This is a genomic window from Kutzneria sp. NPDC051319, from assembly GCF_040682195.1.
In the GTDB taxonomy this organism is placed as follows: Bacteria; Actinomycetota; Actinomycetes; order Mycobacteriales; family Pseudonocardiaceae; genus Kutzneria.
On sequence record NZ_JBFBAM010000087.1, the window covers coordinates 1 to 19,373 of the forward strand.

The following is a 19,373-nucleotide window of genomic DNA, read 5'->3' on the forward strand; positions in this document are numbered from 1 at the left end:
TGGTTGCTACGGCGCCTTACCCCCCCGCTCGGTGTCGTAACCCCCCATACAACACACGAAAACGGCTCTGGGTGCGGCGGGTCATTCCTCGACCCCCGAGTCGAGGAATGACCCGCTGCGTCAGGGCAGCAGCACGACCTGCGTGACGAAAGGCAGCAGGCGGGCCGCGGCCGGGTCGGTGGTCAGGGGCACGGCGACCGGGGTGCGGCCGGTCTCGGCGGCGAGCGTCTTGGCCAGCACGTCCACATCGGACGGTGTCGTCTCGTCGGCCCAGCGCCGCACCGGGGACATCGGGTCCTGACGCTGCTCCAGGTGCGCCTGCAGGCCGGCCGCCAGGGCGTCGTCCCAGCACAGTCCGGCCGCGGCGCCGACCTCGGCGTGCGGGCCGCGCTGCTCCAGCCACACCCGGCGGCGATTGCCGGTGATCAGGTCGGTGCCCCACGCCCAACCTCGCCCGGCCGCCAGCGCACCGTAGCTCGCCATCGCCGCGAGCACGGCCCGCACCTGCGCGGTCTGCGGATCCTCGGCCCAGCCCAGCACCCGCTGCGCCGGCCAGCGGCGGAGCGGGTCGGCCAGCGTCACCCAGCTGACCACGCCGACCTGCTCGACGGCGGTGAGCAGGCCGACGTGTCGATCGACAAACGCCGGCAGCCGGTCCAAAAGTTCCCCCGCCTCCAGCGGCCGCGCCGACGGCGCCTCCGCCACGGGCCCGCCCCACTGGTACCGGTGCTCGCTGATCTCCAACGACTCCAGGTCCAGCCGCAGCACCATCGGCTCCGTGCCCTTGGCCGCCCCCGTGAGATACCGGAAGCAGGTCAGCGCCACCTGCGCCCCGATCAGCGCGGCGGTGACACCGCCCAACTCGGCCTTCGGCTTCGCCTCAAGCACCGCGACGCCCGAAACCGCGGGCGCATCCAGGGCGCCCTCGTACGCCGGCCCGAGCAAAGCGCCGGGCACCCGCTTCGGCAATGCGGCATTGTCACGTGAGGTCCGCACGTGATGGGCAACCGGGGCGGCCTGCCACTCGTCGGCTTCCTCGGGGGCCAATCGACGCCACGCGGCCTCGATCGGGCGGCCGCCCGCGGGGTGGACGGGCGTTATCCAGGCGTCCTGTCCGCGCACGAACACCTGGGCCAACGACGCATTCTCGGCTCGGCAGCGGCGGGCCATCTCCACCAACTCGCCGAAATCGGACGTTACGTGCACGACCAGATCGACGTCGGCGAGATGTGCACCGATTCGGTCGACCGTATCGGTCAAGACGTGTTGGAATTCGTCGCGCAATGCATATTCCGGCGCGGGTTCGGTGGTGAAGACCTGGGTCCATCGCCATCCGCTGCCGATGCCGGCCCGCAGCACGGCGGCCAGCGCCGGACCTTCGCCGACGACGGCCACCCGAGCATGCCGCAGCCGGTAGAAACCCTGCTCAGAAGGGGAATTCTCGATCTCGGAACGGTACTCGACGGCCTCGGCCACGGTGAGGCCGGTGATCGTCTCGGTGCACTGACTCATGACGGGTCACCGAGCCGTGCCGCGGCCGGCACGCCGCACCAGAAGTAAATACGAGGTGAACACCGTGCCGTTGTCACCCGTTTTCGGACGCCGGCCGGAATAAACGGCACGGGCCATGGCAACGCCCAACATGAAATGCCTCGATTCGACGTGGTTTCCCCCGCGCAACTACTCTAGGCATTTCAATCCGGCGCGATCGCAGATCCGTCCGGTCGTCCGTCCGAGTTGGCACGAACTCACGGTTTCGTGGCCCGGCTCACAGGCCGTCGACCAGGGCCCGCACCGCGGGATCGCGAATCTCGAACACGTCGAGCACGCCGATGCGGTCCAGCGCCGACTTGAGCTCCCGCAGCTGCCCCGCGATTTCCTCCCACTGAGGAGTGCGCGATTCGACCTCGGACAGCGCGAGGACGTTGCCGATGAACGCGGCGACCGAGCCCTTACGGACGTACGCGCCGTCGAATTCGGTGCCCTCCGCGCCGTCGGGCAGCACATCTTCCGGCCTGACAGGCTTGTTCCCCATGGCATCCTCCTCGGATTCCGCATTGCGTGCCGACTGCACACATCTACCGTAACCCACGTGTGTGCAGTTTGCACGCATTGTGTGCGTGAGGCAGGTCACGTATCCACGACCGTCCAGAATGGACGGGCAAACTGATCTGCCCGCGCTTTCAAGGCTCCTTGACTTTCCGAACACGCCTGTCCAACATCCACCACGGCTTTTCCCTGCTCCCAGCCCTTTGCCGCCTCTACTGGCGCAGTGGAGCGCGACTTCGAGAAGGTGGAAATGAGCGAGGAAACCGCGGCCCGGCCGCGTCGGCGCTGGCTGTGGATCGTGGCGCCGGTGGTGCTCGTGGTGGTCACCGCGGCCAGCCTGAGCGTGTACTTCACGGAACGCGCGCAGAGCCAGTCCGAGACGGTGCTCGGCGACGCGGGCCCGGCCGACCGGGTCGAGGTGCTGTTCTACGTGCAGAAGCTCGACCCGCAGAGCCAGACCCTGTCGGCCCAGGTCACCATCGACCCCAAGGGCCGCTACGCCGACGCGGACGGCGCCCCGGCCAAGGACGTGATCCTGCACGTCGCCGCGACCAAGGGCGACACGCTGACCTTCAAGGCCGGCAAGAACCCCACCATCAACGACGTGCAGGTGCCGCTGTCCGACGGCGTCATCACCGACTACCCCTTCGACAGCTACAAGATCGACTTCGCCTTCCTGGCCGAGAGCGCGGGCGAGACGGCGCCGGTGGACGTCACCTTCGCCAGCGGCGACACGTTCTTCGCCATCCACCCGGGCGCCACCAAGGTCGACGACGGCGTGCTGACCTTCTCGGCCGACACCGGCCGCACCGTCGGCATGTTCGCCTTCGCCCTGTTCATCATGCTGTTCATGTGGTGCCTGAGCATCGCCGCGGTGATCGCCGCGACCTTCGCCATCGCCGGCCGGCACGGCCTGCTGTGGCCGTCCATGAGCTTCATGGGCGCGCTGCTGTTCGCGCTGGTGCCGCTGCGCAACGCGGTGCCGGGCGGGCCGCCGATCGGCTCGGTGATCGACTTCGCGGCGTTCTTCATCGCCGAGGCGCTGATCTCGCTGTCGCTGATCTGCACAGTGGTCGTCGGCTACCGGGTCGAGCTGCGCAAGAAGGCCGAAGCCGCCGCCTAGACGCGGATCTGCCCGGCGGCGACCTCGTTCGCGTAGCCCTCGTAGGCCGGCACGAAGCCGGTCTCCCGATCGGCCAGCACGTAGCCGCCGCCGGCAAAGCCGTCCTCGCGCAGGGCGACCTTGCGGCTCTTGAAGGTGGACGTCTGCTCGACCTCGTCGATCACCCTCAGGAACAGGGGAATCGCGTAGCCGGGCAGGCGTCCCGCGAGGTGCCGGGCCAGGCCGGGCCCGTCGAGCTCGGCGCCGTCCCGGAGCTTGACCGCCGCCATGCCGGCGCGGCCGTCGGCCCCGGGCACCTCGACGCCATACACCACGGCCTGCTCGATCGCCGGCCACTCATCCAGCGCGGCCTCGACCTCGGTGGTCGCCACGTTCTCGCCCTTCCACCGGAAGGTGTCGCCCAGCCGGTCCACGAAGGCCACGTGGCCCCAGCCCTGGTCGCGGACGAGGTCGCCGGTGTTGAACCAGCAGTCGCCGCGACGGAAACCGTTGCGCACCAGCTTCTTCTCGGTCGCCGCGGCGTCGGTGTAGCCGTCGAACGGGGCCTTGTCGGTGACCTTGGTGATCAGCAGGCCGACGTTGCCCGCACCGACCTTGCGCAGGTGGCCGTCGGCGTCACGGGCGGGCTGCCCCGTGTCGGCGTCGAAGGCGACGACGGCGAAGGGCAGCGGGCACATGCCGGCCGTGCGCTCGATGTTGAAGGCGTTGATGAAGGCCAGGTTGCACTCGCTGGCCCCGTAGAACTCCGCGACCCGGCCGATGCCGAAGCGCTGGGTGAACTCGTCCCAGATCTCCGGCCGCAGCCCGTTGCCGACGACCACCCGCACCCGATGCGTGCGCTCGTTGGGCCGCACCGGCTGGTTGAGCAGGTACCGGCAGAGTTCGCCGATGTAGCAGAAGGCGGTGGCGCGGGTGCGCTGGATGTCGTCCCAGAACCTCGACGCCGAGAAGTTGCGCCCCAGAGCCAAAGTCGCGCCCGCGCCCAGCACCGACGACAGCGACACCGTCAAGGCGTTGTTGTGGTACAGGGGAAGGCAGCAGTACAGCGTGTCCCCGCCGGTGAGCCGCACGCCGAGGTGGCCGAGGCCGGTCATCGCCTTGAGCCACCGGAAATGGCTCATGGAGCTGGCCTTGGGCAGGCCGGTGGTGCCGGAGGTGAAGACGTAGAACGCCTTGTCCTTGGCGTGCACCAAGGCCGTCTGCACGGGGTCGTGGTCGTCCGCGCTGACCGCGGACTCGTCCATGTCGATGTAGCCGTGCGGCGCGGTGTCACCCTCGGGCAGGCACAGGACCGTGCCGCGAATCTCCTTGGCCGGCAAGGATTCCAGGGCCTCGTGGCACTCGCTGCCGAAGATCAGCACGGTGCTGTCGAGCAATTTCTGGCTGTGGTTGAGCACATCGCCGCGCTGGTGGTGGTTGAGCATGCCGGCGGTGGCGCCGAGCTTGACCACGGCGAGCACGGCCAGCAACGTCTCCGGGCGGTTCTCGGCCAGGATCGCCACCGTGCTGCCCGGTCGCACTCCGTGGCTGCCCAGCACCGCCGCGTAGCGGTTCACCCAGCGATTGGCCTCGCCGTAGGACAGTTCCGTGTCCTCGAAGCGCAGGAACGGCCGGTCCGGGTGGCGGTGGGCGGCCCGCTGGAACACGTGGCCGAGCGAATCGCGGCTGGTCGGGCCGATGGTGACCAGGCCGATCGCGCCGTGCAGCAGGCTGGGCGCGTCCAACGCCATGGCGGGCAGCGCCCGTAGCACGTCGGCCAGGCCGATCCGATGGGCCGCAGACTGCTCCGTCGCGCTCATTGCCGCCATGCTACCCACCGGTAAGTTCCGGGACAACGGTTCGCTACCTCGTCCGCAGATCGGTGATCACCCAGTGGTCGCCCTGGCGCTGGGCCGTCACGGTGAGTTCGGCCGCGGCCAGGCTGCTCTGGTTGTTGTCGCCCCTGGTGGCCGATTGGTCCAGAAACACCAGCAACTGCGCGTGATCGCCTTGCAGCATGGTCACGCCGCTGTCCACGACCTTGGTCGTGAGCATCAGCTTCTGCACCGGGGCCTGCTGTTTCACCTGCGCGAACAGGTCGTTGTACTGGCTCTCGGCGTTGCCCCGGAGATTCTGCTGGGCCGCCTGCTCGGTGGCGGCCGTGTTGTCGTAGCGGTACGAGAACACCTTGCCCAGCGCGGAGTTCACGTCCCCGATGACCTTGCTGGTGGTCCCCGGGTCGGTGAGCGCCTGGTTGGTGGTGTCCTCGGCCAGGCCCGTCGCCTCGATACGGAACCAGATTCCCAGTGACACCAGGACAATCGCCGCGGCAATGAGATATTTCACGACTGCACCTGCACAGGGGCGAGGGCGCTGACCTTCCAGCCGTTGACCGTGCGCGTGAGATCGGCCTGGAACCTCGTGCGTTTGGCGGTCTTCTGGCCGCCTTCCGGCGTGACGTCGAGCTGCACGGCGGCAATCAGCCGGGCCGTGCCGGCTCGTTGGTCGAGGGCCGTGACGGCGGTGTCCACGACCTGCGCGGTGGTGACGGTTTTGGCCTGTTCCAACTGTTTCCTGCTGTCGACGCCGGTTTGGGCCAGTTGGTCGTGCAGGGTGCCGGTGGAGACCGCGAGCCACTGCTTCAGGCCGTCGTCGATCTTGCGGTAGTCGAGGGTGTTCAACGCCGCGATGTCCCGGCCCGCGGCCTGCGTGACGGCTTCGCGGTCGAGGGCGAACAGCCTCGCGTCGTCATGGGCGGCGCTCCACCAGGACCACCCGCCCCAGGCCGCGAACACCGCCGCCAACACCACCACGATCTTCATCTCGGCTCCTTGCTGCTGGGAAGCTCATCCGTTGGGGGCGTTCTGGGCGCCGCGGACGCCGGTGCCCGAGCTGGGCGGCAGGGTGCAGCGGGCCTGGGTGTTCAGGAGGTGGCCCGCGGCGACGTCGAGGCCGGTGCGACGGTCGGTGCCGTCGTAGCCGGCGGTGCAGCCGAGGGGATCGAAAAAGGTCAGCGACAGCCCGAAGTCGGCCGTTCCATCGGCGATCGCGTTGGCGCCGGCGGTTATCGCCGGCGGGGCGGAGATCAGCAGCTCCTGGAGGGCGTCGTGCCGGCCGAGGGCGACCGTGGCGGTGGTCAGCAGGTTGGCGATCAGCACGCCCAGGCTCGGGTCGGTGTCCCGGATCAGCTGGCTGACCTGCACCGACAGCTGCGGCACGGTGCCGATCAGGCTGCGCAGGTCGGCGTCGGAACTCCGGAGCTGGTCGGCGATGAGCTTGGCGTTGGCGCCGAACTGGGTCAGCGCCTGGGCTTCGTCGTTCTGGGTGTGCAGCACCGTCGCCGAGTCCTGGACCAGCTGCGTCAGCTGCGGCATGTGCTCGGTGGCCGCCCCGACGAAGGAATGCGTGCTGTCCAACAGGGTTTGCAGATCCGTGGTCGTGCCGTGGGTGGCCGTGTCCAGCTCGTCGACGAGGGTGTGCAGCGAGTCCTCCGGCACGCTCTGCACCAGGCTGTCGATGGTGGTCAGCAGGGTCTGCGCCGGCAGCGGGATCTTGGTGGCGCTCCGGGGAATCACCGAACCCTGGTGCAGCGTCGGCCCATCCGGCCTCCTCGGCTTGAGGTCCACGTACTGCTCCCCCACCGCCGACCGGTTCGCCACCGTGGCTTCGACGTCCTGGGGGATGTCGTGCTGGTTGAGGTCCAGCGCCACGTCCACGCCGTCATCGGTGAGGTAGACCGTGTGGACGCGGCCGACCGGCACGCCTCGGTACGTCACCTCGGCGTTGGGGAAGATGCCGCCGGCATCGGCCAGCTTCATCGTCACGGTGTAGCCGCCGCTGCCGAACAGGCCCACGTACCGCGCGGCGACGACGGCCACCGCCGCGAGGCCGACCAGCAGGAACGCGGCCACTTTGAGGCGGACTCCCCGGGTCAGCATCAGTGGTCCTTCAGATAGACGTTGAGGTAGTCGCCCTTGATGTCGTCGAGCACCTGGTCGGTGAAGGGGAAAGTCACCAGCACCTGCAACGCCTTCGGCAGGGTGTCGCCGGCCTTGGCCAGCTGTTGCAGCGTCGGTTGCAGCGCCTTCAGATCGGCCACCAGGTCAGCCCGGCTGCGGTTGACCGTGTCCACCGCGGTGGCGGACAGCCGGTCCAGCGCGTCCACCATCTTGGTCAGGCTGTCTTTTTGTTCCGCCAGCACGGTCATACCCGGCGTCAGGCCGTCGATCGCCGCGGTGATCTGGCCCTTCCGGTCGTCCAGGGTCTTGGCCAGCTTGGCCATGCCGTCCAGCGCCTTGACGATGTCGTCCCGGTGACTGTCAACATTCTTGACGACAGTGTCTATTTTGGACAGAAGATCTCGGACGTTGCCCTCGTTGCCGTTCAGGGCGTTGTTCACCTCACGGGTGATCGTCTGGACCTGCGCAACACCACCGCCGTTCAGCACCATCGACAGGGCGCCCAGCACCTCTTCCACCTGGGGGTTCCGGTTCGTCCGGCTGAGCGGGATGCTCGCCCCGTCGTCCAGCTGGGCCGCCCGGGAGTTGGCCGGGGCCGCCAACTCCACGAACTTCTCCCCCAGCAGGCTCGACTGCCTCAGGTAGGCATGGGCGTCGGCCGGCAGCCGCACGTTGCCGTTCACCGTCATCGCCACCAGGGCGCTCCATCCGTCCGGCGCGAGGCTCACCGAGTCCACTCGCCCCACCGGCACGTCGTTCACCTTCACCGCCGCCTGCGGCACCAGATCCAGGACGTCCCCGAACTGCGCCGTCACGTGATACGGCCGGCTTCCCACATCCGCGCCGCCGGGCAGCGCACAGGCCGTGGCGAGGAGAACTGTGGCCAGTACCAGGAACTTTCGCATCAGCCCACCCCCGGCAGCGGCAGGACCGGCAGCTGCCCCGGGGCGAACTCCCGGATGTTCGCCCGCCCCGACAAGGACTTCGTCGCCGGGTCGTAGGCGTTGAGCACATTGCCCACGGCCAGCGGCGCCACCTTCAGCGCCTCGTCCAGCGACACCTTCTCCTTGGCCAGCACCTGACTCACCGCCGCCAGCTTGTCCACATTGGACGCCACGCGACCCCGGTTGTCCTGGATGAACTGCTTGACCTGGGCCAGCGCCCCGGCCAGTTCCTGGAGGGCCGCGCCCAGATCGGCCCGGTCCTGGGCCAGGAACTCCGACACCTCGCCCAGCCGGTCGGTCACGTCGCGGACCTGGTCGTCGCTGGTGGCCAGCGTGGCGGTGAACTTCTGGAGGGTGTCGACGGTGCCGGCGAAGTCGTCCTTCGCCCCCGACAGCGTGCCGGCGGCCGCCCCCAGCTGCTTGATCGTGTCGTTCAGCTTGGCCCCGTTGCCGTCCAGCACCGCGGCCCCGGTCTGCACCAGCTCCGACAACGCCCCGTTGGCATTCGCGCCGCTCGGGCCCAGCGCGGCGGCCAGCTGGTTCAGGCTGCCGTACAGCTGGTCCAGCTCCACTGGCGTGGCCGTGTCGTCCTCCCGGATCGTCGCGTCCGGCGGCAGTTCCGGTCCGCTCGTGTAGGCCGGAGCCAGCTGCACGAACCGGTCCGAGACCAGGCTGGGGGCCATGATCACGGCCTTGACCGCCGCCGGGATCCGCACCCCGGGATCCACCGTGAGCCGCACCCGCACCTGCGTCCCCGCCGGCCGCACCTCGTCCACCATGCCGACGCGAACGCCCAGCACCCGCACGTCCGAGCCCGCGTACACCCCCACCGTCTCAGCGAAGTAGGCCGTGACGTGCAGCGGCTCAGTGACCCGCAGCGGCCCGAACACCGTGCTGGCGATGACCAGGAGCACGCTCATCAGCTGGTTCATCAATTCCCCTTCGCGCCGGGCGGCACGCAGTCACGGCCCGGTGTGGCCGGCACGAGGCCGCACAGGTAGGAGTCGATCCAGCGCCCGTTGCCGAGGGCGTTGTCCAACAGCCGGTAGTAGGGCCCGAGCAGCGCTAAGCCCTTGTCGAGGTTGGCCTGGTTTCGTTGCAGCACAGCGGTTACCTGGTCGAGCTGGGTCAGCGTGGGGCCGAGCTGGGCGGCGTTGTCGGCGACGAGCCCCTTGAGCTGCTGGCCCAGGGCGACGCTCCCGGTGAGCAGGCCGGCGATGGCCTGGCGGCGCTGTTTGACCTCCTGGAGCAGCAGGGCCCCGTCCCCGATGAGCCGGCGGAACTGCTCGTCCCGGTCGGCCAGTGTCTGCCCAATCTTGTTGGTGCCGGCCAACAACTGCCGCAATTCGGCGTCGCGGGAGGAGATCGTCCGAGACAGGCTGGACAGGCCGTCGACGGTGGCCCTGATCTCGGCGGGGGCGTTGCGGAACGTGTCGGCCAGCACGCTGAAGCTCTGGGCCAGCCGCCCGGTGTCGATCTGCGTGACGGTCGAGGCCAGGTCGTCGAACGCCGCCACCACGTCGTACGGCGCGGCGGTGCGCCGGCGTGGGATGGGCTGGCCGGGGTTCTGGTCGGCGCTTCCCTCGGGGTCCAGCTGAAGATACTTCTGCCCCAGCAGGGTCTTGATCTCGATCGACGCGGTGGTCGCGTCCCCGATCCAGGCACCGCGGACCCGGAAGCCGACCCGCACCTGGTCTCCGTCCAAGGTCACCGCGGTCACCTCTCCCACCTTCACGCCGGCCACGGCCACCTCGTCGGACGGCTTCAGGCCGGCGGCCTCGGTGAAGTAGGCGGTGTAGCCGGTGGTGCCGAACGGCAGCTCGTCGGCGAAGAACACGGCGGCGGTGACCAGCGCGGTGACGGTCACGCCCACGATCGCGACGACAACGGGGTTCAGTTCGAGGAAGCTGCGTTTCATCGGCATCTCCCGGCGGTCACGGGGATTCCCGGCGTTGTGCCGCCGGGTGGGGCGGGCGCGTCGGTGGTGGCGGAGCACAGGTAGAAGTTCAGCCACGAGCCGTAGGACGCGGTGCGGCCGATGGCGTCGAGTTTGGCCGGGAGGTTGGTGAGGAACCGGTCGACCAGTCCGTCGTTGGCGGCCAAGGTGCCGGCGACGCCGCCGAGCTGGCCGATGTCGTCCTTGAGGGGCTGGCGACCCTGGGCCAGCAGCGCGGTGGTGGCGTCGGCGAGACCGGACAGCCCGCCGATGGCGTCGCCGAGGGAGCCCCGGTCGGCGGCGAGGCCGCTGACCAGCTGCTGGGTGGTGGTGACGAGGGTGGACAGCTGGTCGTCATGGGCGTTGACCTGGGTCAGCACGGAGTTGAGGTGGCCGATGACCTCGCCGATGACCTGGTCCCGCCGGGCCAGGGTGGAGGTGAGCGAAGCGGTGTGGGCCAGCAGATCGTCGACGGTGCCGCCCTCCCCCTGGAGCACCTGCACGATCTCGCCGGCCATCTGGTTGACGTCGCCGGGCGACAGGGCCCGCAGCAGCGGCTTGAAACCGTTGAGCAGGGCGGTCAGGTCCAGGGCCGGCGCGGTTCGGGCGAGGGGAATCCGGCCGCCGGCCGGCAGCACCTGGTTGGGGTCGCCGGCGCCCTGACCGAGGGAGACGTACCGCTGGCCGACCAGGTTCCGGTACTTGATCGCGGCGGTGACAGAAGCAGGCAAGGGGTGATCTCGTTGCACGGAGAACTCGACCTCCGCCACCCGCCTTTCGGCGACGGAGATCCCCTCCACCTGCCCCACCTTCACTCCCGCGATCCTCACGTCATCGCCCACCGCCAGCGCGACGGCATTACTGAACTGTGCGGTGTAGTTCACCGTGTCTCCGCCACCCGGCCCGGCAATGGCGACCGCCAAGGCGCCCGTGGCCAGCGCAGTCACCAGCACAAAGACCAACCCCTTGACCAGCGCCGCCCTCACCCCCACCACCCCCGCGAGTCACGCTGTCCGGCACACCGAAATACGGTTTCGAGCAGAGTGGTCACCCGACCGTCACCTCCGTGCCCCGGTAGAGCGGCCCGACGAGCACGCTGCCCCAACTCGGCACGTCCTTGCCCAGCAACGTCCCGATGAAGGTGTTCTCCTGCACGGAGTTCGGCGCGGCCGTCACGGGATAGCAGGACGGGCCGCCCTTGTCGTTGTAGACGGGGGCATCGCGGCCCGGCACGTACTTTCCCTTGGGCGGCTGGACATTCACGGTGACATGCAGGCCCGGCTCGTTGGTGCCCTGACCCAGCACCTTGTCCATCTCCGGCGCGAAGGCCGTGAGCGCCCGCAGCAGGCACGGATACTCGGGCGAGTACTGGGCCAGCAGGTTCAGCGTCGGCACGCTGGCCTGTGACAGGCGGATGATGTTGTTTCCGTTGCGCCGCAGGAAGGTTTCCAGGTCCTGGGCCCCGGTGGTGAGGTTCTGAAACAGGTCGGCCAGGTTGGCCCGCTGGTCGGCGATGGTGCGGCTGGTGGTGGTGAGATCCGACAGCGCCTGCACGACGTCGGGCGCGATGCGGCTGTAGTTGTCGGTCACCTGAGCCAGTTCCCGAAGGCCCGCGGTGAACTCGTCGAGGTGCGGGGTGAACTCGTCGACGTCGCTGCCGAGCCAGGCCAGGGTCTGGCCGAGCGCCGCGCCGCGCCCGGCCAGCGCCCCCGCCAGGGTGCTGAGGATCGACGACAGCTTCTGTGGCTGCACCGCCTGCAACACGGGCATCAGGTCGCCGATCACCTGCTCCACCTCCACGGCCGACGCCGACCGGTCCTGGGTGATCACATCGCCGTCGGCCAGCGCGGGACCGGGCCGGCCGGCGACAAGGTCCACGTACCGCTCGCCGAACAGCGTCTTCGGCAGCAGGCGGGCGGTGACGTCACGGGGGATCCGGGGCAGGAGATCCGGCCGCAGCGCGAGATCGACCTCCGCGCCGCTGCCATTGGTGTGCACGTCTCGGACCTCGCCGACGACCACGCCCCGGAGCTTCACCTCGGCGTCGAGATGCAACTGGCTGCCGACGTGATCGGTCCGCAGCGTCACCAGCGCCACCGACGTGAAGTCCTTGCGGTACACGGCAACCGACAGTGCCACGATCAGGGCCATGATCGTCAGGTAGACCGCGCCGAGCAGCTTGTTCATCCCGCCACCTTCACGGTGGTCGTGGCGCCCCAGATGGCCAGGCTGAGGAAGAAGTCCAGCATGCTCACGGCGACGATGGTCGTGCGCACCGCTTTCCCGACGGCGATGCCGACGCCGGCCGGGCCGCCGGTCGCGCGGTAGCCGAAGTAGCAGTGCACCAGCATCACGACCACGCTGAACACCAGCACCTTGCCGAACGAGTAGAGAACATCGTCGGGCGGCAGGAACAAAGCGAAGTAGTGGTCATAGGTGCCGGCCGACTGGCCGTAGAACACCACGGTGATCTCTCGTGACGCCAGGTACGAGCACAGCAACCCGATGGCGTACAAGGGAACCACGGCAACGAAGCCGGCGACCACCCTGGTGCTGACCAGATACGGCAGGCTCCGCACCGCGATCACCTCCAGCGCGTCCACCTCCTCGGCGATCCGCATCGCCCCCAGCTGGGCTGTGAAGCCGGAGCCGACCGTCGCCGACAACGCCAGCCCGGCCACCAGCGGCGCTATCTCCCGGGTGTTGAAGTAGGCCGACATGAAGCCGGAGAACGCCGCCACACCGATCTGGTTCAGCGCCGAATACCCTTGCAGGCCAACCACAACGCCGGTGAACACAGTCATACCGACCATGACGCCCACGGTGCCGCCGATCACCGCCAGCGCGCCGGAGCCGAAGCCCACCTCGGCCAGCAGGCGGACGACCTCCTTGGAGTACCGGCGAACAGCGAACGGGATGGCCGCCAGCGCGCGGAGGAAGAACAGGAGCTGATCGCCGAGCGCCTCCATCAGATCACCGCCGCCGCGACCGGAAGGACCGACGGCGGCCGAACGCCCACCCTGTTCATCACATTCCCTTCGCCGGCACGATCCGCAGGTACACCGCGGTGATCACGGCATTGACCAGGAACAGCAGCAGGAACGTGATGACCACCGACTGGTTCACCGAGTCGCCGACGCCCTTCGGGCCGCCGCGCGGGTGCAGGCCCCGGTAGGAGGCGACCACGCCGGCCAGGAAGCCGAAGATCATCGCCTTCAGCTCGCTCACCCAGAGGTCCGGCAGCTGAGCCAGCGCCGCGAAGCTCGCCACGTACGCGCCCGGGGTTCCGCCCTGCATCACCACGTTGAAGAAGTAGCCGCCGGCCACCCCGACCACGCTCACCATTCCGTTCAACAGCACCGCAACCGACGTGGCCGCCAGCACCCGCGGCACCACCAGCCGGTGCACGGGCGAGACCCCCAGCACCTCCATGGCGTCGATCTCCTCGCGGATCGTTCGCGATCCCAGGTCCGCGCAGATGGCCGAGCCGCCCGCCCCGGCGATGATCAGCGTGGTGACGATCGGGCTGGCCTGCTGCACGACCGCGAGCACGCTGGCCGCCCCGTCGAACGACTCCGCGCCGATCTGCGAGGTCAGCGAGCCCAGCTCCAGCCCGATCACCGCGCCGAACGGGATCGACACCAGCATCGAGGGCAGGATGGAAACGCTGGCCACGAACCAGAACTGCCCGACCAGCTCGCGGTACTGGAAGGGACGCCGCAGCAGCTGACGCAGAACCTCCAGGCCCAGCGCGAACATCTGCCCCACGGCGGTCATCTGGGCACGCTCCCGACCGCCAGCATCGCCCGCACCCGTTCCTGACGACGGCGTACCGCCTGGCGCACCGGCAATCCCGGGCTCGGCTCCAGTTGCGGGACGATCTCCGGCAGCGTCCGGGTCCACGTTCCCTCGGCGGCGGCGAGCACCGCGTCCTTCTCCTCGCTCATGCCGATCGGGCCGTGGCGGTGGCCGCCGAGAAACTGGGCGACGACGGGTTCCTCGCTGGTCAGCAGGATCTCGCGGGGCCCGAAGCCGACCAGGCGGCGGCGGTAGAGCATGCCGAGGTTGTCGGGCACGGTCCTGGCCACGCTGATGTTGTGGGTGACGATGAGGATCGTGGCATCGATCTGCGCGTTCAGGTCGACCAGCAGCTGGCTGAGGTAGGCGGTGCGGACCGGGTCGAGTCCGGAGTCGGGTTCGTCGCACAGGATGATCTCCGGGTCGAGTACCAGGGCCCGGGCCAGGCCGGCGCGTTTGCGCATGCCACCGGAGATCTCGCCGGGCAGCTTGTGCTCGGCCCCGGCCAGGCCGACGAGCTCCATCTTGTCGTGGACCACCCGCCGGATCTCGGCTTCGGTGCGGCGGGTGTGCTCCCGCAGCGGGAAAGCGATGTTGTCGTACACGGTCATCGAGCCGAACAGCGCCCCGTCCTGGAACAGCACACCGAACAGCTTGCGCAGCTGGTAGCGCTCGGATTCGGTGCAGCGGCACAGATCCACGCCGTTGACCAGGATCCGCCCGTGCTCCGGCCGCAGCAGGCCGACCAGACACTTGAGGAACACGGACTTCCCGGTGCCCGACGGTCCCAACAGGACACTGAGCTCGCCGGCCGGCAGGGTCAGCGACACGTCCTGCCAGATGGTCTGGCGGCCGAAGGACTTCGACAGCCCCTGCACGTCGATCTGCACGCCCATCAGCGCTCCTCGCAGGTCGCGGCGCCGCCGCAGAGGAACGTCAGCACCGTGCGCAACGTGTTGCCGGGGCCGGAGACAAGGCCGGTGAACAGCGGATCGAGGTTCTCAGTGACGCCGCAGTGGTGGAACGGCGGGATCGCGAATGCGCCGGAGACCGTGCCGGTGGACAGCGGGCTGGTGAACGGCCCGCTCTGCACGATCGCCACCTCGTCGGTGCGGCAGTCGGGGCCTACGTCCAGCGGCACCCCGTGCACCTTGGTGTTGCTCAGCGCGAAGGTCAGGCGGGTGGTCGCGGTCAGGGTTCCGTTCAGCAGCACGGATTGCACCGGGGCGGTGGAGGTCACGGTGATCGTCGCCGTTGCCGGCATGAAGCCGAAGGCGACGAAGTAGCTGTCGGCCGGCGGCAGCGCCAGATTCCCGGTGATCTCCACCCGCAGCGGGTTGCTGCCCGGCACGATCACGAACTGCCCGTCCAGCCGCCCCGGCCCTACGACCAGGTCCGAACCGAGCTTGGCCACCCGGGTCGTGGTGTCCACCCGATAGTGCACCGGCATCGGCGGATTGTCGGTGGCCGGAGCCGGAGCCCCACCGGCCGAGGGGCCCGTGCCAAGTGCGCAGCCGATCAGGAAGGCCAGCGCCAACCACCGCTTAACCATGAATTTCCCATCGACGAGAAATCAACTGCCGCCGGACGCTACTCACGGGTAGGCAGCCCGACAAGGAATTCCCCGCCGGCCCCGAGAAATTGTCAAGCCGGCACAAATTCCACGTCGTGGCCACTACGAACTCAACAGCCGGTGGCCTTGTCGAAGGCCCGGTCGAGGGCGGTGTTCTGGCGCAGGGCGACCTTGGGGTCGCCGGCGTCGGCCAGTCCGGCCATGCCGGCGTTGACGTCGGCGACGGCCTGCTGGAGGGAGCCCGCGTCGCCGGGCCGGACCTGTCCCAGGCGGGATCTAGCCTGGCGCAACGACTCCTGCGCGGCATCGAGGGTGGCCAGGGCGCGCGCGACGGTCGGCCCGGCGTCGGGGACGGGCGGCGGACCGGCGGACCGAATCGCCGCGGCCTCCTTGGTGAGGGCGCCGGCGAGCGTGTCGACGAAGGCCCCGAGGTCGGCGGCGGTCTCCTGCGGGGCCACGGTGATCTGCGGCGTGGCGGCGCAAACCTTTGCCGCCCAGGCGATCGCGGGGGCGTCCGGGTCGGGGGCCGGCGGTGGGGCGGCGCAGGCGGCGATCAGGAACAGGCTGAGCAGCGGCGCGACGCGAATCATCCACGCAGGGTCATCCCGGCCCGCGGCGCCAGACAAGGCACACCGCGAAATTTGTCACCGGCACACAGTTTCTAACCGATAGCGGTGAGAAGTCCGTTGCGGGAGCCTACGATCAACGCGCCGTCGGCCGAGAGCGCCGGATAGGAGTCGACGGGCTCGCCGACGTTCACGTCGAACAGGGTGCCGCCGTCCGGGGCCAGCCCGTAGACGTGCCCGGTCTGGGTGGCGTAGTACAGGCGATAGGCCCGGTCCAGGACGGTGGAACTCCAGATCTCCGCGCCGTTGAGCCGATACGACTTGACCACGGAGCCGGTGCGGACGTCGAAGGCGGTGACCTTGCCGCCATGATCGCCGACGTAGGCCAGGCCGGTGGTGGTGACGACCGGCGAGGAGTAGGTGATGAACCGGGGCGCGCTCCAGGCCTGGGAGCCGTCGGGATGATAGGCCCACTCGTGGGAACCGTTGGTGCCCAACAACACCGTGCCGTCCGGAGCGAGCCCGGCGGAGACCTCGGTGATGTCGTCGTGCGGATCGCGGTGCCACACCACCGCACCGTTGGCGTCGACGGCGGTGACGCCAGAGTCGGCGGTGGTGTAGACCCGCGATCCATCGGTGACGACGGAACCATAGGAGGTGCCGCCGACACTGACCGTCCACACCAGACTGTGCGAACGGGCGTCGAGGGCGCTCACGTGACCGGAGAGGTCGCCGACGTAGATCCGGTTGCCGTCGACCGAGGCCGGTGAGGTCGGGGTGCCGGGCAGCGCGGCCGACCACAGCAGCGCGCCGGACGGCGACAGAAGCAGCAGCCGTGGCCCCGGAACAGACCACGCGATGTCGCCGCTGGGCAGCACCAGCGGCGACACGGAGAGGTCCCCGCCGCCGGTGTAGTGCGAGTCGTACGTCCACCGGTCCTCGCCGCTGACGGGGTCGATGGCGTGCAGGATCCCGGCCGTGGACGAGGCGTAGACGACACCGCCGGGCCCGATCACCGGGCCGGGCGTGACGGCCCCTTCCAGCTGTCGCTGCCACCGCACGACGCCGCGCACAGGTCCGTCCGATGTGGACGAACCGCTGTGGCGGGCGTCGTGCAGCGCAGAGGGCCAGGGAGCCCATGTGGCGGCGCCCGGCGACTGCGAGGGGAGGGCAGTCGCCATCGGTGCGGCGCAGCCGCCGACGAGCAGCAAAGCCATGGCCAGCAGCAACTTCCGCACCACACCACCGTAGCCGCACGGAGGCCCGGAAAACCCTTACGGAAGCACTACGAGAAGTGCGTGGCCGGCCGCTCCAGCTCGACACCGTCCACGAAGATGTCGACCTTCTCGTTGTAGAAGGCGACCATGCCGGCGATGGGCAGCAGCTGCCGGGTCGGGAAGTCGTAGCACCAGGCCAGATCCGGGTGCACCCCGGAGCCGGTCCGCACCGACCAGTACCCGGTGGTCCGCCCCTTGTACGGGCAGGCGGTCTCGGTCGACGACGGCACCAGGTGGGCGAAGTCCACCTCGGTGCGGTTGAGGTAGTAGCGGGTGGGCAGCCCCGTCTCGAAGACCATCACCGGCGACGAGGATTCGGCCAGCACCACGCCGTCCAGCTCGACCCGGACGGTGCGGGTGGACCGCAGCGCGTCGACCCGGGTGTACGGGTTGCGGGGGTGGACGAAGATCTCCTCGTCCTCCTCGAACCAGGAATCCAAGGCGTCCCAGTCGAACTTGACCAGGCCGTCGGAGAACACGTGGGCGGCGCCGGGCTTTCCGGGCAGCCCGTGCCGGCGGGCCACCCCGTGCCGCAGGTGCTGCTCGCGGTCCTCGTCCACGAGCAGCGCGGCGTCGATGTCGGCCAGCGGGATGTAGTACTGGGGATAGAACGGCCATTCCCAGACGTAACGGGCGTTGGTGGTGTCGAAGACCGTCCGGCCGCCGAGGACGGCCCGCACCCGTCGCGGCACGGGCTCGCTGTGGCCGGCCTGCACCGGCGCCGAGGGGTAGTCGTGCGTCACGACAGGAGCCTAGGTTCTTGTCACGGCGTGAGCAATTCCGCACCGGGCAAATCTGTCAGCGGGCCGCAACTTTCACAGCCGTTCTTGCCGACCAGGAACGCCCTCATTAGCTTCGGGCAAACGCGTTCTCCAATCGCGTGTGAACACACGAAAGAAGGACGGCTGTGAATCATCGAACATTGGGGGTGGCCACGGCGGCCGCGCTCGTGCTGACGGGCCTTGCCGTCGGCGCGGGCGTGTCGTCGGCCGCATCCACCCCGGTGGACAAGACGCTGGCGTTCACGTGTCCCTTCCCGCTGATCGGCAACCAGACGCTCAACGTCCGGATCCAGGCGAGCATGGCCGCGCCGGCCACGGTCGGCGGCGATCTCGTGACGACGGATTTCTCGGCCACGGCAACGGTTCCGCCCACCGCCACGCAGGGGCTGGCGTTGGTCGGGGCCAAGACGATCGAGGGCTCCGCGCAGGCCGGCGTGACGCTGAACGAGGCCGGCACGCCGCTGGACATCACCATTCCCGGCCTGGTGATCCCGTCGACGCCGGTGCCGGACTCCGGCGCCTTCGACACGGTGGCCTCCGGCCCGGTGCCGACGGCGACGATCACCAAGGCCGGCACCACGACCGTGACGGTCGGCGGTTTCTCCACCACGCTCACGCCGAAGAAGGCCGACGGCACACCGACCGGCCTCGGCACCTTCACCTCGGACTGCACGCTCAACCCGGGCCAGGACGCGCAGCTGATCAGCTTCCAGGTCGCTGACGGCCCGCCGCCGACCACGACAACCACTCCGCCCCCGACGACGACCACAACCACAACTCCCCCGCCCACAACAACAACCACGACGACCACAACGACGAAGCCGACGACCACGACCACCGCGGCCCCCGGCACCATCACCTACAGCTACGCGATCAAGGGCAGCTCGGAGATCAAGCGCCTGCACAGCACGGTGCCGATCCGCGGCGGCATCACCGCCAAACTCGACCTGGGCACGAGTAAGTACACCGCCGATCTGGCCCTGGACCCGACCAGCGCCCGGTTCGCCATGTTCGGCTTCATCCCGGTCACCACCAAGATCGCCTTTCAGCCCCAGGGTCCGACCACCGGCGCGGTGGCCAACGGCGCCTTGGACGCGACCTCGAAGCTGACCGTGAAGATGCCGCAGATCAGCGTGTTCGGCCTGCCCATCAGCCGGTCCGCGGCCTGCGGCACCAGCCGGCCGTCGGTGGTCGAGATGACCTCCGGCCCCGGCTTCGACGTGCTCAAGGGCGGCACCCTGGGCGGCGACTACGCCCTCGCCCCGCTCACCGGCTGCGGCCCGTTCACCCCGTTCATCAGCGCACTGGCCACCGGCCCCGGCAACACTATCGATCTCACCCTGAAAGCGAGTTGAGCACGAGGGAGGGCCGCCGTCGGGCGGCCTTC

Annotated in this window: 20 protein-coding genes; 2 read left to right on the plus strand and 18 right to left on the minus strand. The window is 69.3% G+C overall.

What is annotated here, in order from left to right; translation table 11 throughout:
- Positions 1 to 120 precede the first annotated feature (120 nt).
- Together AB0M73_RS43725 and AB0M73_RS43730 are read right to left on the minus strand one after the other, a co-directional pair.
- Positions 121 to 1,512, minus strand: a complete 1,392-nt coding sequence (locus AB0M73_RS43725; RefSeq protein WP_363904870.1) for a hypothetical protein — start codon at positions 1,510 to 1,512, stop codon at positions 121 to 123.
- Positions 1,513 to 1,768: 256 nt separating this feature from the next.
- Entirely contained in the window at positions 1,769 to 2,035 is a 267-nt protein-coding gene (locus AB0M73_RS43730) for a hypothetical protein (RefSeq protein WP_363904873.1), read from the minus strand.
- Between the two features lie 264 nt (positions 2,036 to 2,299).
- On the opposite strand from AB0M73_RS43730, the gene AB0M73_RS43735 reads away from it, so the two are divergent.
- On the plus strand, positions 2,300 to 3,172 hold the full coding sequence (locus tag AB0M73_RS43735) for a DUF4436 family protein (protein WP_363904876.1): 873 nt from the start codon (positions 2,300 to 2,302) through the stop codon (positions 3,170 to 3,172).
- On the opposite strand, the gene AB0M73_RS43740 is transcribed toward AB0M73_RS43735, so the two are convergent.
- The 16 genes from AB0M73_RS43740 to AB0M73_RS43815 form a co-directional block, all read right to left on the minus strand.
- Entirely contained in the window at positions 3,169 to 4,971 is a 1,803-nt protein-coding gene (locus tag AB0M73_RS43740; protein ID WP_363904879.1) for a long-chain-acyl-CoA synthetase, read from the minus strand. The genes AB0M73_RS43735 and AB0M73_RS43740 overlap by 4 nt on opposite strands.
- A 43-nt stretch (positions 4,972 to 5,014) precedes the next feature.
- The gene (locus tag AB0M73_RS43745; protein ID WP_363904882.1) at positions 5,015 to 5,497 is read right to left on the minus strand and encodes a hypothetical protein; all 483 of its coding nucleotides are present in this window, start codon (positions 5,495 to 5,497) and stop codon (positions 5,015 to 5,017) included.
- Positions 5,494 to 5,973: a hypothetical protein gene (locus AB0M73_RS43750; RefSeq protein WP_363904885.1), complete on the minus strand. Its 480-nt coding sequence runs from the start codon at positions 5,971 to 5,973 to the stop codon at positions 5,494 to 5,496. Before AB0M73_RS43750 ends, AB0M73_RS43745 begins: the two co-directional genes overlap by 4 nt.
- Positions 5,974 to 5,997: 24 nt before the next feature.
- Positions 5,998 to 7,089 carry an MlaD family protein gene (locus tag AB0M73_RS43755; protein ID WP_363904888.1) on the minus strand — a complete coding sequence of 364 codons (1,092 nt, stop codon included), beginning with the start codon at positions 7,087 to 7,089 and terminating at the stop codon, positions 5,998 to 6,000.
- Positions 7,089 to 8,015, minus strand: coding sequence for an MCE family protein (locus AB0M73_RS43760; protein WP_363904891.1), 927 nt, complete (start codon positions 8,013 to 8,015; stop codon positions 7,089 to 7,091). Before AB0M73_RS43760 ends, AB0M73_RS43755 begins: the two co-directional genes overlap by 1 nt.
- Positions 8,015 to 8,986 carry an MCE family protein gene (locus AB0M73_RS43765; RefSeq protein WP_363904894.1) on the minus strand — a complete coding sequence of 324 codons (972 nt, stop codon included), beginning with the start codon at positions 8,984 to 8,986 and terminating at the stop codon, positions 8,015 to 8,017. The genes AB0M73_RS43760 and AB0M73_RS43765 overlap by 1 nt, the downstream gene beginning before the upstream one ends.
- Positions 8,986 to 9,972 (minus strand): MCE family protein, encoded by a 987-nt coding sequence (locus AB0M73_RS43770; protein WP_363904897.1) that lies wholly within the window; start codon positions 9,970 to 9,972, stop codon positions 8,986 to 8,988. The genes AB0M73_RS43765 and AB0M73_RS43770 overlap by 1 nt, the downstream gene beginning before the upstream one ends.
- Positions 9,969 to 10,985 (minus strand): MCE family protein, encoded by a 1,017-nt coding sequence (locus tag AB0M73_RS43775; RefSeq protein WP_363904900.1) that lies wholly within the window; start codon positions 10,983 to 10,985, stop codon positions 9,969 to 9,971. Before AB0M73_RS43775 ends, AB0M73_RS43770 begins: the two co-directional genes overlap by 4 nt.
- Before the next feature lie 52 nt (positions 10,986 to 11,037).
- On the minus strand, positions 11,038 to 12,177 hold the full coding sequence (locus tag AB0M73_RS43780) for an MCE family protein (RefSeq protein WP_363904903.1): 1,140 nt from the start codon (positions 12,175 to 12,177) through the stop codon (positions 11,038 to 11,040).
- Positions 12,174 to 12,959, minus strand: coding sequence for an ABC transporter permease (locus AB0M73_RS43785; RefSeq protein ID WP_363904906.1), 786 nt, complete (start codon positions 12,957 to 12,959; stop codon positions 12,174 to 12,176). Before AB0M73_RS43785 ends, AB0M73_RS43780 begins: the two co-directional genes overlap by 4 nt.
- A 58-nt stretch (positions 12,960 to 13,017) precedes the next feature.
- On the minus strand, positions 13,018 to 13,767 hold the full coding sequence (locus AB0M73_RS43790) for an ABC transporter permease (protein ID WP_363904909.1): 750 nt from the start codon (positions 13,765 to 13,767) through the stop codon (positions 13,018 to 13,020).
- On the minus strand, positions 13,764 to 14,684 hold the full coding sequence (locus AB0M73_RS43795; protein ID WP_363904912.1) for an ABC transporter ATP-binding protein: 921 nt from the start codon (positions 14,682 to 14,684) through the stop codon (positions 13,764 to 13,766). The genes AB0M73_RS43790 and AB0M73_RS43795 overlap by 4 nt, the downstream gene beginning before the upstream one ends.
- A complete protein-coding gene (locus AB0M73_RS43800) occupies positions 14,684 to 15,340 on the minus strand; it encodes a hypothetical protein (RefSeq protein ID WP_363904914.1) in 657 nt (218 codons plus the stop codon). Before AB0M73_RS43800 ends, AB0M73_RS43795 begins: the two co-directional genes overlap by 1 nt.
- Before the next feature lie 131 nt (positions 15,341 to 15,471).
- Positions 15,472 to 15,951 carry a hypothetical protein gene (locus tag AB0M73_RS43805; protein ID WP_363904917.1) on the minus strand — a complete coding sequence of 160 codons (480 nt, stop codon included), beginning with the start codon at positions 15,949 to 15,951 and terminating at the stop codon, positions 15,472 to 15,474.
- 71 nt (positions 15,952 to 16,022) lie between these two features.
- The gene (locus AB0M73_RS43810) at positions 16,023 to 17,165 is read right to left on the minus strand and encodes a PQQ-binding-like beta-propeller repeat protein (protein WP_363904920.1); all 1,143 of its coding nucleotides are present in this window, start codon (positions 17,163 to 17,165) and stop codon (positions 16,023 to 16,025) included.
- A 47-nt stretch (positions 17,166 to 17,212) separates the two neighbouring features.
- Positions 17,213 to 17,947, minus strand: a complete 735-nt coding sequence (locus AB0M73_RS43815) for a DUF427 domain-containing protein (RefSeq protein WP_363904923.1) — start codon at positions 17,945 to 17,947, stop codon at positions 17,213 to 17,215.
- 164 nt (positions 17,948 to 18,111) lie between these two features.
- Between AB0M73_RS43815 and AB0M73_RS43820 the strand changes: the two genes are divergently transcribed.
- Entirely contained in the window at positions 18,112 to 19,341 is a 1,230-nt protein-coding gene (locus AB0M73_RS43820) for a DUF6801 domain-containing protein (RefSeq protein ID WP_363904926.1), read from the plus strand.
- Positions 19,342 to 19,373 lie beyond the last annotated feature (32 nt).